We start from the raw sequence: 15,306 nt of genomic DNA on the forward strand, positions 1-15,306 counted from the left end.
ATGAGTGCGCCCGAAACCGCCGCTCCGGCGTTAAAGGAAATCTTCAACGCCGAACGCCTGCAACACATCGCCAGCGAAATGAGCGCGGTGTACCCGGCGTTCAAGGCCAAGGCGTTTCTTGAACATGCCCAGGACGGCCTCGCAGAATTATCCGTGATGCAACGCATGGCGCGTGTCAGCGAAAGCCTGCATGCCACGCTGCCGATGGATTACGAAGATTCCCTCGAAAGGCTGTTCGAACTCGCCCCGCGATTGAACAACGGCTTCGTCAGCATGTGCCTGCCGCACTACGTCGCCAGCTACGGCGCACACGCGTTCGATACATCGATGAACGCGCTGAAATACTTCACCACCTTCGGCTCCTCCGAATTCGCCATCCGCCACTTCCTGCGAAGCGACCTCGAACGCACCCTGGAACACATGCACGACTGGGCCCACGACGAAAACCACCACATCCGCCGCCTCGCCAGCGAAGGCAGCCGCCCTCGCCTGCCGTGGTCGTTTCGACTGGAACCGATTCAAGCCAATCCACAATTGACCGCCGGGATACTGGATCGGTTGAAGGCAGATGAGAGTTTGTACGTGCGCAAGTCCGTGGCGAATCATTTGAATGATGTGACGAAAGTGCATCCGGGGTGGGTGTTGGACGCGATTGAAGGTTGGTCGATGGAGAACAAGCACACGGCGTGGATTGCGAAGCATGCGTTGCGGAGTTTGATTAAGCAGGGGGATTTGCGGGCGCTGACGGTGATTGGTGCGGGGGCGAAGGCTGAGGTTGAGTTGTTGGATGTGCGGGTTGAACCGGCGGTGGTGCGGTTGGGGGATGCGATTACGTTGTCGTTTGTGGTGAGGTCGACGGTGGCGCATAAGCAGCGGTTGGTGATTGATTATGCGATCGACTATGTGAAGGCGAATGGCGGGGTTTCGCGGAAGGTTTTCAAGTTGAAGATGGTGGAGTTGGCGGGGTTTGGGAGCGAGGTGGTGAAGCGGAGGCAGGTGATTAGGGATTTTACGACGCGGAAGCATTTTGTGGGGCGGCATGGGGTTCGGGTGATGGTTAATGGGGAGGTATTGGGTGGTACTGCGTTTGACATCGTTGCTGGATAAGGACACGGATGGATTCCGTTGATCTGGCAGTGCTTGGACATATATGGAATTACGGATGGGGCCGCTTTCGGGAGAGTGTCGATTTTTTCGGCCAAAAAGCAGCCATTCAATGCTCTACAACAGCAGGGGTAATTCACAATGCAGGATCACGTACTCAAGCGAATCGATGAACTGATCTCGCGGGGCAATGCCGCCGCCCGTTCACAATCATCGCAAGACTACTGGATGAAAGACGTCGTAGAGGCGCAGAGTTGGTTCTCGTCCGCGGCTAACGCGATACACCAAGTCGCCCCACCGGGCAGTTTCTACACAGCAGAGTTGCAGAGGATCGTCGAACATGAGGAGCTCAAAAGCGGCTTCCCTATTTCCTCCATCGAAAAACTCTTGGGCCTGCTTCATTCGGTGCAGCTTGAAGCGCACGCAGGGTTACTGGTCAAGCTCGAGGACCAAGTAGTCGCCTCAGCATTCGATGACTTCCTTGATCACGCGACGCAGTATCACAAGGCCGGCAAGGTCAACGAAGCTGCTGTCCTTGCTTCTGCAGTGCTTGAAGACACTATCAAGCGCATAGCGCGGAAATTCGAGATTGCGGTTGGTGGTGTGTCTCTTGAACCTCTAATTGATGAACTGACAAAGCGCAGCGTCTTTACGCAGGTAAAGGCGAACCGTTTGAAATCATATGCAGCGGTCCGCAACCACGCTCTTCACGCGGAGTGGGAGAAATTGGACATCAGAGACGTTGGCGCGCAGCTCTCTGGGCTTCGTGAACTCCTAGACGAGCATCTTTGACGCTGACGCAAAACACGTCGTATCAGTAATTGAGGAAGAAATGAAAACAATTGATTCGATTCAAAGGGTGGTTGACGAAGAGATGATTGAGGTTATGTGTCGGCTAGAAGCCGCGAATAACACTAAACTAGCTCTGCTTCTTCAGGATATCGGCAAGGATGAGCTCGCCCTCATCGGTGAGCTTATCCAGATGTATTGCATGTCGGACGCGTTGTGCAGAGGATTGACTGCAATGCTTCGAGAAAAGCGGCTTGGCTCTCCAAGTGATTTTGCATTCCTTCTCAATGATGCGGACGTTTTACTCCATACCAAAAAAGAGGCCAAGCAAACCGATCTTAATATAGATACCGCAGGGATTATCTCAGCAGTAGAAACTATCGAAATGCATAGGATTTTTCGACATACCTTCTCTCATTGGGTCGTCAAAAGTTACATTGATGAACGGTTCCTTGTGGCATTCACTAGGAGCAAGTCCGATGCGGAAAAACGCGATGGCGCTACTTTAGATGATGGCAAAGCCAAGTTGATGGTTTTTCGGATTGATGACTTGCTCACCGAGCTCAAAAAAGTCAAAGGGCACTGTAGGTTTCTGTCAGAGCTTCACCTTTATCTGGAGAACTCTACGACCACCTGACGAACAATTATAAAAGCGGGGACAGGCCTATTTTTTAAGTATCAACCCGTTCAGATCTATCTCTTCATAGCCACCAATCTCCCCCTTATAGAGGTAGATCGAGGATGCATTCAGTTCGGATTGTAAAAAATCAACAAGCATTCTGAGGTTGCAGTTTTTATACATAGAAGTCGGGCGTACTACCGTTGCCTTACCGGGGTCACCATCGTAAGTTCTGACGTGAAACTCATCCATTTCATTCCGAATCACGTAGTTGAAACCACGGCACCCATATCCCGCGTCGTGGTCGACATCATCGAAGCGTGTAGCTTTTTCAATTCTCACAATAAATTTCCGTGATTCGACCTGCGCCAACCAAACGTGATGCGACGCTCAGGTGGCGTACGAGAACAGCCTCGTTAGGCGCTTCATTAAGGATGAGGTTGGAGGTCAAAAGCACGCTACTCACCAACTACCGTAAGGGATACCGTACTTCTCGATATACCGCTTTGCCTTTTCACTCACCGGATAAGCGTAACGCCCTTCGTTCTTACCTTGACTCGCCCCCATCGGCTCAATTTCAGCCTGCGCTTGAGCGACTTTGATCGGGTGGTGAAAAGAGTCTCTTACCCAAACCTGCACAACACCACCGGGGGCCAACCCTAAATAAACCGACGCCATAAATCTCGCTTCCTGATCAGGCGTCTGCTCGCAACGTTGGTTGACGGACGCCACCATCAACTGTCTGGTTCCTCTGGGATTTCTACCCATGCCTGCCACGTTTTCTGTTCGACAATCGATTGCCAACGGACCCAGATGCGAAAAGGTAAATCTGCACCCAGCACTCTCCTTCCGCTGCCACCTACCCCACCTTTCCAACCTCGGGCGGACTCCGTTCCATCTTCAGGCTCTCCCCCCGCAGCGGTGCCGCCGCCGGTTTTGTAGAAAATCCTGCCGTTAATGTCTTGAACAGAACTGTTCTCTACCCAGACCTTCATGTAGTCCGGCTCCGTAAAAGCCAGTTCCCACCATTCGGATTTCGGGTCGTTTTTGGCTGAAAGTGGTTCAGCAACCTGGCATCCAGTGCTCAGCAAGATGCACAGCATCGTAATGAGTTGCTTCATTGGCTGACGGTTTACCAACTCCCGTACGGAATGCCGTACTTGTCGATATACCGCTTCGCCTTTTCACTCACTGGATAGGCGTAACGACCACCGTGTTTTCCCTGCTCCGGGCCTAACGGTTCGATCTCTCCCTGGGCATGGGCAACTTTTATTGGGCGGTGGCATGAATCTCTGACCCAAGCTTGAAGCACACCGCCAGGGGCTAGGCCCACATACAACGTGGCCATATATCGGGCGGCTCTTTCTGGAGTCTCCGGGCAGCGATGATGTGTTGACTTCACCATCAGTTGCCTCGCTTCTTCTGGAATTTCTATAAAGCCTTTATAGGTTTTTTGCTCTGATATGGACTGCCAACGGACAAAGATCATCCTTGGAAGATCAGCGCCGGTAACCGGAACCCCGGAGCCACCTACAGTTCCCCAACCTCGGGCAGACTCCGTCCCATCTTCTGGTTCGCCTCCAGGGGCGGATTTTGCGCCGACTCTGAAAAACATCATGTTATTGATGTCGAGGACTGAGCTGTCTTCCACCCAGATTTTCATATAACTCGGTTCAACGAATCCTAGTTGCCACCAAGGAGACTTAGGGTCATTTTCTCCACTTTCGGAACCTCCGGTTTGGCAGCCCATCAACAGTAGAACGCAGAGCAACGCTATCAAGACCTTCATTACCAAAGCTTCCAATCAGGTACATGGGGGTGTTGTACACGGATCGCGTCCTGCGTCGGGGCGTTGATGTAAACAGCATCAATACCGCTTCCGTCTCTTCTTCCGAGGGGGTGATTCCAGTTCGCGGAGGCGTGGATGTACTTGAGCTTAAGCAGAGATTCGTCCTCTGGAGTGGTTCTGTAGTCTCCGGCGAGAAATCGGTCACACAGGGATTGGAGTTCTGCGGGGACGGAGTATTCGTCATCTTCGGGTATGTCGGAAAACTGAACACCCTTTTCTTTTGCCAGTTGATGCATGACTCTCAGGTAGATCCTTGAGAGCTTACCGCTGACGGGACGTTTTAGTTGTAGAGCGGCGAACACGCGCTTCTGCCCCGGCGAAAGCCTGTCTTGATGCTCTTGGGGTATTTCGAAGGAAGCGGGGGTGACAATTTCCAGTAGATGAGCCGGCCATCCTTTAGCAATCCACTTGTTCTTCGCACGTGCAGCATCTTGATAAATCGACGTGGTTGAAACGTCGACATACAGCGGTACCGCGAGAGTTTGCATAGGACTGACTAGAACGCACTCCTCGACTTCATTGAGATAGCTGCCGCCTATATCCGAATGGACACCGGGAAAGGCGTACTCGGGGTGGGCGGGTTTTACTCGGCTGAGGGCAAAATTGGCGCGGCATTCATCACGGGCTACGAGATGGACTACATCCGTGAAGTATTGACGATCCAGGTAAAGCCTCACACCAGGAGCGATGGGGCTCTTCACTCGTCCAAAATTGGTAAAACCGGCTATGGAGGGCACCGTATCGAATAGCCCGATAAATCCCATTTTAATGCCGCCTCCGAATTGGCTATCAAAGTTACGGCTGAAATCTCTGGCGTTACTGCTAAGCAGGCTTCCTAAAGCCCCCTGCTTACCCCGCACGACTTCGTTCGAGAAGTGCCGTGCAGCGGCGGCCCCACGACTGAAACCGAATGCATCAAAAGTCAGAGAGGCTATCTCACAGTTGGGATTTTCTTGCAGTGCCTCTTCTATTGCCTGTTTTATTTGCGTAAAAGACGACTGCACACGCCCCACGACACCAGTCTCACCCCGCCCCATTGCGGAGCCCACGACGCTGTCTTTCTTATTGCTGTCGGTGCCTATACCTTCGACATAAATCGGGCTTGATACGTCCTTTAGAAAGCCATCGCCCTCGGCTTTCTGGGTCTTTTTATACAAGGAGAATAATTTCTTCACATTGGTCGGCCCAGCACCATAACTGCTATCCGGATCCTTCATATAAGGCTGACAGCTAGCCGGAATATCCTCCGGCGCAATCGGATGCTGCGCCCCACACAGCAACCCAGCCGCTGTGTTATTCGCATTATTCCCCGTCCCATCAAAAAACACTCCAATCCGCAACGCTATCCCAACCTTCTCAGGCTCGGGGGCTGGTTCTTTGCCATGTTTTTCGTATTCCGCCCAGTGCTGGGCGTGGAGGTCGACGGGTTTGGCTTGTTCGTAGCGGTAGTTTTTCGGGGGGTTGGGTACGTAGCCACTCATCCTTGTTTCCTTGTTCCTGATCCTTGAGAACAGCGCGAAGCGTGACAGTCAGGGCTGCGCGGCGCAAGGCGTGGCGGTGTGCCAGCGCGGTTGCTTCGATGCTGAGACGAGGGTTTCCCCTCGTCGTTGTTGCGGTCAGCTGGCGACTTCGACGTTTGTCGAGTGCCTGATTGACGGCGAGTTCGCCGAGCATCACGACCTGGGCGATGCCCAGTGCGGTTTTGCGGTGTTGGGGGTCGAGCATGGCGGCGAAGTTGACCAGCATTTCGCTGGCCGAGCCGAGGGTTTCGCTGGCGTTGGCGAGCAGGGATTCGCTGTCGAATTTCGGGTTGGCGAGGTACATGCGTTCGGGTTCGTTGACGCTGGCCATGATCTGGCTGGCGGGTTTGAGGTAATGGTCGAGGGCGCGCTCGGCGGCGCGGTGGAAGCGCTTGGAATCGGGGGATTCGAGGGGGATGCGGGGTCGGTTTCGGGTGGGTTGGGCGTGACTTTGAACATAGATGAAGCTCCTAACACATTGACTGGAGGCTTCACCCTTTCGCTACCAAACGAAGGGTGGCGGCCATGCACAGGTTGGTAGACCGGGTGTTAGGATCCGGCGCGCACTAGGACGCCCTGTGCATGGCCACCATAAATCCGAAAACGAAGAATCTCGGCGATGATGGAGCTGCACATCTAACACCGGGCTACCAAACCCGATCACTGCTTTTTCAGTGACCGCCAAACGATAGAGCCCGCGTACTAGACGCACAAGCCGGCGGATTCTGGCGTAGTCGTAGGTAACGGCGCAAGGCGTTGTAGGGTTTGGGTGGTGTGCGTATTTCGCTTTTAAACGAATGCTGGATTTTGCGTTTAGTACTTTGCTGGATGGTTTTGCCCTTGCCTGTTTGTGAACAGGTATTGCCCATTGGGGCACATCGGACGGTGGCAATTCGGAAGTTGCGGCGGGGGCTGATATGGCTGCCCTCACCCTAGCCCTCTCCCGAAGGGAGAGGGAACCGACTGGGGGAGATTCGAGAGCTTCGCCGACCTGATCGATCTGCTATGAATCCATGAATGTTGCGATCGCCAGATCAATTTTCGGCGACCGCTCACCCTTCATAAACACACTTTGCCACCCCATGACCAACCAGTTCTCACTTCAAACAATCCCCCACCCCAATGTCGATATCAGACACAACCGTGGCGTGATCAGGCATCTGGTTCGGCGGGCAAGCCGGGTAAGGTGACGCAGCTTTTGCGCAAAACCCCCGTCTGCCGTGGCGGATTCAATAAGCACTGCGACGTTCAAAACGGCCGGTTTAGAGCTGTTCAGCAAACACCCTTGGTAATCCCCCGGCCCTTTTCATTCGCTTGAACGTCGATCAGCAGAGAATAAGAAAACAATGATCAGCCCCACCTCCAAGGATTCGACTGGCCACTTGGCGCAGGGCTTCAAGCCTCGTCATGTGACGATGCTGTCCATCGCCGGGATCATCGGCGCCGGTTTGTTTGTCGGTTCGGGGCATGCCATTGCGGCGGCCGGGCCGGCGGTGTTGCTGGCTTATCTGTTTTCCGGGTTGCTGGTGGTGCTGGTCATGCGCATGCTCGGCGAGATGGCGGTGGCCAATCCGGACACCGGGTCGTTTTCCACCTATGCCGATCAGGCCATCGGGCGTTGGGCCGGGTTTACCATCGGTTGGCTGTACTGGTGGTTCTGGGTGCTGGTGATTCCGATCGAAGCGTTGGCAGCCGGGCACGTGTTGCATCAGTGGTTTCCACAGGTGGATGCCTGGCTGTTCGCCTTGGGCTCGATCATTGCGCTGGTGGTGACCAACCTGTTCAGCGTGTCGAAATATGGCGAGTTCGAGTTTTGGTTTGCCATGGCCAAGGTGGTGGCGATCATCAGCTTTATCGGAGTGGGTTTTGCGGTGCTGATGGGCTGGATTCCCGACCGTGAAGTCAGCGGTTTGAGCGGTCTGATGGCGGCGCACGGTGGCTTTGCGCCGAACGGTTTGTCGGCGGTGGTCGGTGCGTTCATCACCATCATGTTCAGTTTCATCGGCACCGAAGCGGTGACCATCGCCGCGGCGGAATCGAATAACCCGGCGCAGAACATTGCCAAGGCCACGCGCTCGGTGATCTGGCGCATCGGTGTGTTTTATCTGCTGTCGATCTTCGTGGTGATTTCGGTGGTGCCGTGGAATGACCCGCTGCTGGCCTCGGTCGGGTCTTATCAACGGGCGCTGGAAATCATGAATATTCCGCATGCCAAATTCATGGTCGATGTGGTGGTGTTGATCGCGGTGGCGAGTTGCATGAACTCGTCGATCTACATCGCCTCGCGCATGCTCTATTCGCTGGGTCGGCGTGGCGATGCGCCGAAGGCGTTGAAAGTGACCTCGTCCGAAGGCGTGCCGCGTGCGGCGGTCATCGCCAGCACCGTGCTGGGCGCGGCGATCACCGTGTGGAGCTATGTGATGCCGGCCGGGTTGTTCGAGTTTTTGCTGGCGAGTTCGGGGGCGATTGCCTTGCTGGTGTACCTGGCGATTGCCGTTTCACAACTGCGCATGCGGCGCATGTTGCGTCGGCAGAACGTCGAACTGACGTTCCGCATGTGGCTGTTTCCATGGCTGACCTGGCTGGTCATTGCATTCATCTGCGCAGCGCTCGCAGTGATGATGATCACCCCGGAACACCGCACCGAAGTGAGCACGACGATTGGACTGGCGCTGGCGATATCGCTGATTGGTTTGCTGACCTCTCGGCATCCTGCGCAAACAGTCAGTGTCACGCCTGCCGGATGAAAATGTGCCGGAGTCAATCCGGCACCCGCCAACCTCGCTGATAGGAACAGGCAATACTCAGATCCGATTCGGCATCGTCCCCCGCCCGCCTTCGCCCTAGCATGTTCGCACCTTGTCTGTTCTGGAGTGTGCGACATGAAGACTGCAAAAACCCTGTTCATCACCGGTGTCAGCAGCGGCTTTGGCCAGGCGCTGGCGAAGGAGGCGCTCGCCGAGGGCCACCGGGTGATTGGCACCGTACGCAGCGAATCAGCGGTGGCGACGTTCGAAGCGCTGGCGCCGGAACGCGCCCATGGCGTGCTGCTGGACGTCACCGATTTCGAAGCGATTGATGCGGTGGTCGCCGCCGTCGAAAACCGATACGGGCCTGTGGATGTGCTGGTGAATAACGCCGGTTACGGTCACGAAGGGGTTTTCGAGGAATCGTCGTTGGCGCAGATGCGCCGTCAGTTCGATGTGAACGTGTTTGGCGCAGTGGCGGTGACCAAGGCGTTCGTGCCGTATTTTCGCCAGCGCCGCGCCGGGCACATCGTCAACATCACCTCCATGGGCGGCTACATCACCATGCCCGGCATCGCCTATTACTGCGGCAGCAAATTCGCTCTGGAAGGCATCTCGGACACCTTGAGCAAAGAGCTCGCCCCCTTCAATATTTTTGTCACGGCAGTGGCGCCCGGGTCTTTTCGCACCGACTGGGCCGGGCGTTCGATGCAGCGCACGCCGCGCAGCATCAGCGACTACGATCAAAGCTTCGACCCGGTGCGCAAGGCCCGCGAAGAAAAAAGCGGCCATCAACTCGGCGATCCGCAGAAAGCCGCACGGGCCATGCTGACACTGATCGCCAGCCCTGCTCCGCCGGCGCATTTGCTGTTGGGCAGCGATGCCGTCGCGCTGGTGCGTGACAAGTTGCAGCGCACGGCGGAGAGTATTGAGCAATGGCAGGCGCTCAGTTGCTCTACCGATGGCTGAGCTGTCGCGTGAAAAAAAAAGGTGCGGTGAATGGCGAAATCCAAAGACCTGACGGCGGCGCGCATGGTGCAGCTGATGAGCGAACTCGCGCCGCTCGAGGGCTACAACCTGAGCGTGCTCGACGACGTGCGGTTTCTGCGTTCCAACCGTCCGTTGACGCGCACGCCGGTGTTGTACGAGCCGGGTATTGTCATCCTCTGTCAGGGCCAGAAACGCGGCTATCTGGGCGACGAGATCTACGTCTACGACGCCCAGCATTATCTGGTGGTTTCAGTGCCGGTGCCGTTCACCATGGAAACCGACGCCAGCGAGGATCAGCCAATGCTGGCGGTGTATCTGCGTCTGGATTTCGCCCTCGCCGGCGAGCTGATTCAACAAGTCGATGAGGTCCGCGGCTTCGACGCCACGGTGCCACGCGGCATGTACGCCTCGCCAATGGATGATGCGCTGCGCGAGTCGACCTTGCGCTTTCTGCAAATAATGAACGACCGCAACGACGCGCAAATCCTCGGCCCGGCGATGTTGCGCGAGCTCTACTACCGCATCCTCACCGGCGCCCAGGGCGGCACGCTGCGCGCGGCCATCGCCCAGCAAGGCCAGTTCGGCAAAGTGACCCGCGCGATTCACAAAATCCACAGCTGTTATCACGAGCACCTCGACGTCGAGGCGCTCGCCGAGGAAGCGCAGATGAGCGTGCCGAATTTTCATCTGCACTTTCGCAAGGTCACCGACACCTCGCCGATGCAGTACCTCAAGTCGACGCGCTTGCATCAGGCGCGGTTGCTGATGCTGCGTAACGACTTCACCGCCGCCCGCTCAGCGTTTCTGGTCGGCTACGAAAGCGCCTCGCAATTCAGCCGCGACTTCAAACGCTTCTTCGGCCGCACCCCGCTGGCGGAAGTGGCGTGGATGAAACGCACGTATGCGTTGCCGGCACCGAGTACGCCTTCGCTGTTTGTGTCGTCGCATTGAGAATGCAGGGTATCCGCTTTATTGAGAATGACGAAGCCAGCGCTTTCGGAAGCAGGCCAGCTGTTTTTTTTACACTTGTAACGACGCGCGAATTTCAGACCCGTCCTACATCCTATGAATGCCCTTTGATATAGCGTCCGCCTCGTTTTGTGAAACGAACAAGGACGCTCATGGTGCGCAGAAAAGACATACCCAAAGTACAAAATCCACCCGCCGGTGATGGGCACCACATAACTAGCCGATACATGACCACCACTAAGCTGGCAGAGCGAGAAGCGCGGCAAAAAGCGTACGATGACATGCTCGCCAGACAATATGCATACGAAAACAAACTCATCAAACAACCGCAGCCGCGTATGCCCGATGCGAAAGGCTGTGTGTTCGCTAAAAGCTGCCAACTCCCGAACGGTGTAATCAACCATGGCAGTACTGCCGGTTTTATCCCGGTCGAGAAACTGGCTGATTTTGGAGAGTTATGCTTGTTAGGCGGCAGGGAGTGCGATACCGCAGGAAATATCCCGCTGAGAAGAATAGGCGGCCGCGATTTACCTGCGGCGGCAGGAACGCTTCTCTTGGGTACATCCACAACTTTAAGTCTGGGCACAAATGCCATAAGTGGAGCCATATACTGGCGGCAGGTATTACCACCGGTGCATTGCTTGGCATGGTCGCTCTGCTCTGGCCGTCAAACTTGGGTGACAGCTCTCTGTACACAGAAGAACAACTCAAATCACTTGATGAAGGTCGTACCCGTGTTCGCTTGCATCTAGAACAACAGGCTGACGGCACATTGAAGGGATACGGGTACAACACTCAGACACGCAGCGATTGGGAGATGATCCCTGTCATACGATTCGTAGAGCAAGGTGAGCAGCAAGTCGCAGACTTCGGCAATGGAGCCACACTCATCTGGACGCCAGCCGCGCGCCCCTCCAGCATCCCGATAGTTCCGCCGTTGGAAAGCGCGCCAAAGATACCCCAGCTCTGGATTTATCCGCCCACCGAACAGGCAGACAAGATCATCGTCAACCCGGTATATCCGCCTGAATACCAAGATTTCATTCTCGTCTTTCCGGCAGGCTCAGGAATCAGGCCTCTTTATATTGTTCTGGCGCTTGAATTCGACGCAGCCAGTTATCACGGCAGGACCGACACTCCTGTAAAAAGTAAAGGACCAACCAATGGACAGGAAGTGTTGGAAAACTCTGTTCAAGTCAAACCTACCTCACCACGCAGAGTCGGCGTAGATCCTGAGACAAATGAACTCGTCGTGTTTGATCGAACGGGTGGTGATGTTTATCACGGACACGTAAGGCCATGGGATAAACTTCATCAAGACATGAAAAATGCACTCATCAAGGCAAAACAAGTCGACAGCAAGGGCCGAATCCTGGGAGATAAGAAGTGAGTCTGATTTATCAAGATCCATCTATGAGTCATGCGGATGCCAAAAGACTTCTTGGCAGCGACACGGATGCAGACGTGATTGCTGCACTCGTATCAATTGGCCTGAATGAAAGCGACGGAAACTGGGCTCAGAATATTTGCCTTGAATATCTGACCCACAATACCGAGGCGATTATCGCCGCTGCGGTCACCGCCATAGGCCACATCGCTCGCCGTCATGGGGCAATGGAAACTGAGAGAGTTTTCCTGGCACTCGAATCAGTCAGGCGCGAACATCCTTCCTTGGAAGGAGTAGTCGATGACACGCTCGATGATATCGACGCGTTCACCTGATCGACTCTAGCCCTATCTCACCTGGATGAAGTACCCGCTTCATCCAGCGTAATTTTTCTGAAAACTCAATCCTCCCGCGTCAAAACCTCCAGCAACTCGATCTCGAACACCAGATCCGAGTTCGGCGGAATCTTGCCCATCGTTCGCTCGCCGTAGCCCAGATGCGCCGGTACGAGCAATTTGCGTTTGCCACCGACCTGCATGCCCATCAGGCCCTGATCCCAGCCTTTGATGACCCGACCCGTGCCGATCACGCATTGGAAAGGTTTGCCGCGGCTCCAGGAGGAATCGAACTCGGTGCCGTCTGGCAGCCAGCCGGTGTAATGGGTGGTGATCAGCGCGCCTTTGACGGCGGCTTTGCCGTCGCCCGGTTGCAGATCGATGATTTGCAGTTCTTCTGACATGTGGTTGACTCGTTAAGAATGGCCCTGATGGCGCGGACGGTTTTTTCGCAGAATTGCGCGTCGATGGCAATCGATGGAACCGAAATTCGCGCCGCGGCTCACATGGATATCGACATCGTATGACGACAAGGATGCTTTGATGACCGACTCCCGTTCACTGCGCAGCTTTATTCCGCCCTACATCCTCAACCGGATCATTGCCCACGGTTCGGAGCCGCAACGCAACGCCGCGATGCAGACGCTCAACCATGTACGCAGCCTCTTGCCCAACCCCGGCCGACCTTCGCAGCCTCCAGCGCGGGCGGTGTTGCCACAGGCGACCAAACCGGGCCTGGCCCGGCGCAGCGTGCACGATGCGCAGAACAAGATGCTCCTGCCGGGCATGCCGGTACGCTTGGAAGGCCAGCCGCCGTCGGGGGATCCGGCGGTCGACGAAGCCTACGACGCGTTGGGCGCCAGCTATGATTTCTTCTGGAAAGTACTCGGGCGCGACTCGATCGACAATCAGGGTTTTGCGCTGATTGGCAGCGTGCATTACGGCCAGGGTTACGAAAACGCGTTCTGGAACGGCGCGCAAATGGTTTTCGGTGACGGCGACGGCGAAATCTTCCAGCGCTTCACCCGCTCCCTCGACGTGATTGCCCACGAATTGGCGCACGGTGTCACCGAGAGCGAGGCTGGTTTGATTTACGCCAACCAATCAGGGGCACTCAACGAATCGCTGTCGGACGTGTTCGGCGTGCTCACCAAGCAATACACCCTCGGTCACACGGTCGAGCAGGCCGACTGGCTGATCGGCGCCGACCTGCTGATGCCGAAAATCCAGGGCAAAGGCTTGCGCTCGATGTCGCATCCCGGCACCGCATACGACGACCCCTTGCTGGGCAAGGACCCGCAACCGGAGCACATGCGCAAATTCGTCATCACCAGCGAAGACAATGGCGGCGTGCACATCAACTCAGGAATCCCTAACCGCGCGTTCTATCTGGCGGCTCGGGCACTGGGCGGTTTTGCCTGGGAAAAGGCCGGGCGGATCTGGTATGACACGCTATGCGACGATCGCTTGAGCCAGGACGCAACGTTCGACGCGTTCGCAAAACTGACCATCGACCACGCCGGCCAGCGCTTTGGCGTCAAGGAAGTTGAAGCGGTGCAGCAGGCCTGGACGCAGGTCGGTGTTGAATAAGCTGAGGAGGTTGTATGAAAACGCTACCCGATTTAGGTGACGATTCCGTTCTGCGTGTATCTCGCCAGGGTGGCGTAGCCGCAATTCACAGCCTGAGCCGCCCGCGCGAAATCGAATTCGCGCAATGCGACATCAGTCAACGTTCACGGATCTGCTCAGTGCTTGAGGGCTGCCTGCCTTTAGACAGCAGCGACTCCGGACGCGGGGATCAACGCTTCTATCAGATTGAAGTGCGTTATCAGTCAGGGAAGATGGTGTTGAAAGTGCCGGAGGACCGGGCACCGGGGGAACTGGTGCATCTTTGGGACAAGGGAGAGCTTCTGTAAACGCTCTCCCGCCATCCGGGTTTAACGCTCGACCGGCTGCATCTCGACAATCGTGCCGTTGGTGATCATCACCATCACGTACTTATCATTGATCTGCACCCATTGCGCCTGTTCGATTGGCGCCTTCAGACCTTTGGCCTTCCAGTTCTGCAACGCCTTGTCCTTGCGCTGATACATCTCCGGCGCGCGGTCGTTGACCTTCAACTGACGATCGCTGGTCGGCGACTGAACGGAAGGATCGCTTGAGGTTTGCGCCGCTTGAACAAGGGGGCTGATCCCGGCAACGCCGGCAACCAGCGCCAGACTGGCGATAAGGGTCTTGCTGTTCATCGGTGAACCTCCTGAATTGGGTAATACCTGAACTCCGACTGCGTGGGGCGCGAATCATTCCTTTTTTTGCTGGGGGTGGCTGTCTACGGGGTTTCGGGTTTGTGTGTCATGGAAACAGAAGCAAAATCAAGAGCTCCCTCACCCTAGCCCTCTCCCGGAGGGAGAGGGAACTGACGGTGGTGGATGCGAGAGATACGTCGACGTGAAATACCGAGTCGAACACAAGTTTGAATGGCCCACAAATCGGCTCCCTCTCCCTCGGGAGAGGGCTGGGGTGAGGGGCGAATCCACCGAAGATCTCAAGCCATGCGGCGCTTCTCACCACTCAACAATGAGCGTTAGCTCGAGTGCTCTTGATTTTGATCCACCGGCGACGTCGGAAGGCTGAGCGCAGGGATTGATCCGGGCGTGGGAGCGCAGCGACCGTCTGGCGCAGCCAGACACAGCGGAAGGAGGTGCAGCGCAGCAAACCGTAGCCGCTGCGCCCGGAGCGATCCCGGAGCGAAGGGACCCGAGCCTGCGAGGGCCGTACGTAGGAGCAAGCGCTTTTTGCTTACTTTTTTTGGCGCTTGTAAAAAAGTAAGTCGCCGTCAGGCGAAACCGCCAGCCGCAACACCCGCAGCAACGGATATGCACCCAAAACCATTGATCCGCTATGAACATCAATCCATGCCAACAATGCAATTAACAGATTGTTACATCTGCGCCACCATCCACCTCAATAAAAACCGTGCGCCGCCCTCCCGTAGCG

The 15,306-nt window shown here is 55.9% G+C and carries 14 protein-coding genes and 2 pseudogenes; 10 read left to right on the forward strand and 6 right to left on the reverse strand.

The genetic code is table 11. From position 1 onward, the window contains the following. The 3 genes from V6F91_RS08880 to V6F91_RS08890 all read left to right on the forward strand — a co-directional run bounded on the left by V6F91_RS08880 (position 1) and on the right by V6F91_RS08890 (position 2,530). Positions 1–1,107, forward strand: coding sequence for a DNA alkylation repair protein (locus V6F91_RS08880; protein ID WP_332763504.1), 1,107 nt, complete (start codon positions 1–3; stop codon positions 1,105–1,107). A gap of 138 nt (positions 1,108–1,245) precedes the next feature. Continuing rightward, complete coding sequence (locus V6F91_RS08885; protein ID WP_332763505.1) at positions 1,246–1,896, forward strand: hypothetical protein; 651 nt, start codon at positions 1,246–1,248, stop codon at positions 1,894–1,896. A gap of 40 nt (positions 1,897–1,936) precedes the next feature. Then, positions 1,937–2,530 carry a hypothetical protein gene (locus V6F91_RS08890; protein WP_332763506.1) on the forward strand — a complete coding sequence of 198 codons (594 nt, stop codon included), beginning with the start codon at positions 1,937–1,939 and terminating at the stop codon, positions 2,528–2,530. A gap of 444 nt (positions 2,531–2,974) precedes the next feature. On the opposite strand, the pseudogene V6F91_RS08895 reads toward V6F91_RS08890, so the two are convergent. The 4 genes and pseudogenes from V6F91_RS08895 to V6F91_RS08910 all read right to left on the reverse strand — a co-directional run bounded on the left by V6F91_RS08895 (position 2,975) and on the right by V6F91_RS08910 (position 6,340). Then, positions 2,975–3,633: pseudogene (locus V6F91_RS08895) on the reverse strand (DUF2931 family protein). A gap of 11 nt (positions 3,634–3,644) precedes the next feature. After that, complete coding sequence (locus V6F91_RS08900; protein WP_332763507.1) at positions 3,645–4,301, reverse strand: DUF2931 family protein; 657 nt, start codon at positions 4,299–4,301, stop codon at positions 3,645–3,647. Then, the gene (locus V6F91_RS08905) at positions 4,301–5,842 is read right to left on the reverse strand and encodes a DUF2235 domain-containing protein (protein WP_332763508.1); all 1,542 of its coding nucleotides are present in this window, start codon (positions 5,840–5,842) and stop codon (positions 4,301–4,303) included. The genes V6F91_RS08900 and V6F91_RS08905 overlap by 1 nt, the downstream gene beginning before the upstream one ends. A 135-nt stretch (positions 5,843–5,977) precedes the next feature. After that, a pseudogene (locus tag V6F91_RS08910) lies at positions 5,978–6,340 on the reverse strand (DUF6124 family protein). An 887-nt stretch (positions 6,341–7,227) separates the two neighbouring features. On the opposite strand from V6F91_RS08910, the gene V6F91_RS08915 reads away from it, so the two are divergent. The 5 genes from V6F91_RS08915 to V6F91_RS08935 all read left to right on the forward strand — a co-directional run bounded on the left by V6F91_RS08915 (position 7,228) and on the right by V6F91_RS08935 (position 12,309). Next, entirely contained in the window at positions 7,228–8,628 is a 1,401-nt protein-coding gene (locus V6F91_RS08915; RefSeq protein ID WP_332763509.1) for an amino acid permease, read from the forward strand. Between the two features lie 135 nt (positions 8,629–8,763). Next, the gene (locus tag V6F91_RS08920; RefSeq protein ID WP_332763510.1) at positions 8,764–9,597 is read left to right on the forward strand and encodes an oxidoreductase; all 834 of its coding nucleotides are present in this window, start codon (positions 8,764–8,766) and stop codon (positions 9,595–9,597) included. A gap of 30 nt (positions 9,598–9,627) precedes the next feature. Beyond that, the gene (locus tag V6F91_RS08925) at positions 9,628–10,569 is read left to right on the forward strand and encodes an AraC family transcriptional regulator (protein WP_332763511.1); all 942 of its coding nucleotides are present in this window, start codon (positions 9,628–9,630) and stop codon (positions 10,567–10,569) included. A gap of 664 nt (positions 10,570–11,233) precedes the next feature. Further along, a complete protein-coding gene (locus V6F91_RS27410) occupies positions 11,234–11,977 on the forward strand; it encodes an S-type pyocin domain-containing protein (protein WP_423815323.1) in 744 nt (247 codons plus the stop codon). Next, on the forward strand, positions 11,974–12,309 hold the full coding sequence (locus V6F91_RS08935; RefSeq protein ID WP_332763512.1) for a hypothetical protein: 336 nt from the start codon (positions 11,974–11,976) through the stop codon (positions 12,307–12,309). The genes V6F91_RS27410 and V6F91_RS08935 overlap by 4 nt, the downstream gene beginning before the upstream one ends. A 65-nt stretch (positions 12,310–12,374) precedes the next feature. Here the strand turns inward: V6F91_RS08935 and V6F91_RS08940 are convergent, their stop codons facing one another. Next, positions 12,375–12,713: an FKBP-type peptidyl-prolyl cis-trans isomerase gene (locus tag V6F91_RS08940; protein WP_332763513.1), complete on the reverse strand. Its 339-nt coding sequence runs from the start codon at positions 12,711–12,713 to the stop codon at positions 12,375–12,377. A gap of 139 nt (positions 12,714–12,852) precedes the next feature. Between V6F91_RS08940 and V6F91_RS08945 the strand changes: the two genes are divergently transcribed. Together V6F91_RS08945 and V6F91_RS08950 are read left to right on the forward strand one after the other, a co-directional pair. Next, positions 12,853–13,899, forward strand: a complete 1,047-nt coding sequence (locus V6F91_RS08945) for a M4 family metallopeptidase (protein ID WP_332763514.1) — start codon at positions 12,853–12,855, stop codon at positions 13,897–13,899. A 14-nt stretch (positions 13,900–13,913) separates the two neighbouring features. Continuing rightward, positions 13,914–14,225: a protealysin inhibitor emfourin gene (locus V6F91_RS08950; RefSeq protein ID WP_332763515.1), complete on the forward strand. Its 312-nt coding sequence runs from the start codon at positions 13,914–13,916 to the stop codon at positions 14,223–14,225. Between the two features lie 21 nt (positions 14,226–14,246). Here V6F91_RS08950 and V6F91_RS08955 read toward each other — a convergent pair whose 3' ends face one another. Continuing rightward, complete coding sequence (locus V6F91_RS08955) at positions 14,247–14,555, reverse strand: RcnB family protein (protein WP_332763516.1); 309 nt, start codon at positions 14,553–14,555, stop codon at positions 14,247–14,249. Positions 14,556–15,306: the final 751 nt, after the last annotated feature.

The sequence above is a fragment of the Pseudomonas koreensis genome (genome assembly GCF_036668835.1).
GTDB lineage: Bacteria > Pseudomonadota > Gammaproteobacteria > Pseudomonadales > Pseudomonadaceae > Aquipseudomonas > Aquipseudomonas koreensis_I.

Excerpts from the sequence above, each read along its gene's own strand:
- V6F91_RS08880 (WP_332763504.1), top strand. The coding sequence starts at position 1 with ATGAGTGCGCCCGAAACCGCCGCTCCGGCGTTAAAGGAAATCTTCAAC.
- V6F91_RS08885 (WP_332763505.1), top strand. The coding sequence starts at position 1,246 with ATGCAGGATCACGTACTCAAGCGAATCGATGAACTGATCTCGCGGGGC.
- V6F91_RS08890 (WP_332763506.1), top strand. The coding sequence starts at position 1,937 with ATGAAAACAATTGATTCGATTCAAAGGGTGGTTGACGAAGAGATGATT.
- V6F91_RS08900 (WP_332763507.1), bottom strand. The coding sequence starts at position 4,301 with ATGAAGGTCTTGATAGCGTTGCTCTGCGTTCTACTGTTGATGGGCTGC.
- V6F91_RS08905 (WP_332763508.1), bottom strand. The coding sequence starts at position 5,842 with ATGAGTGGCTACGTACCCAACCCCCCGAAAAACTACCGCTACGAACAA.
- V6F91_RS08915 (WP_332763509.1), top strand. The coding sequence starts at position 7,228 with ATGATCAGCCCCACCTCCAAGGATTCGACTGGCCACTTGGCGCAGGGC.
- V6F91_RS08920 (WP_332763510.1), top strand. The coding sequence starts at position 8,764 with ATGAAGACTGCAAAAACCCTGTTCATCACCGGTGTCAGCAGCGGCTTT.
- V6F91_RS08925 (WP_332763511.1), top strand. The coding sequence starts at position 9,628 with ATGGCGAAATCCAAAGACCTGACGGCGGCGCGCATGGTGCAGCTGATG.
- V6F91_RS27410 (WP_423815323.1), top strand. The coding sequence starts at position 11,234 with ATGGTCGCTCTGCTCTGGCCGTCAAACTTGGGTGACAGCTCTCTGTAC.
- V6F91_RS08940 (WP_332763513.1), bottom strand. The coding sequence starts at position 12,713 with ATGTCAGAAGAACTGCAAATCATCGATCTGCAACCGGGCGACGGCAAA.
- V6F91_RS08945 (WP_332763514.1), top strand. The coding sequence starts at position 12,853 with ATGACCGACTCCCGTTCACTGCGCAGCTTTATTCCGCCCTACATCCTC.
- V6F91_RS08950 (WP_332763515.1), top strand. The coding sequence starts at position 13,914 with ATGAAAACGCTACCCGATTTAGGTGACGATTCCGTTCTGCGTGTATCT.
- V6F91_RS08955 (WP_332763516.1), bottom strand. The coding sequence starts at position 14,555 with ATGAACAGCAAGACCCTTATCGCCAGTCTGGCGCTGGTTGCCGGCGTT.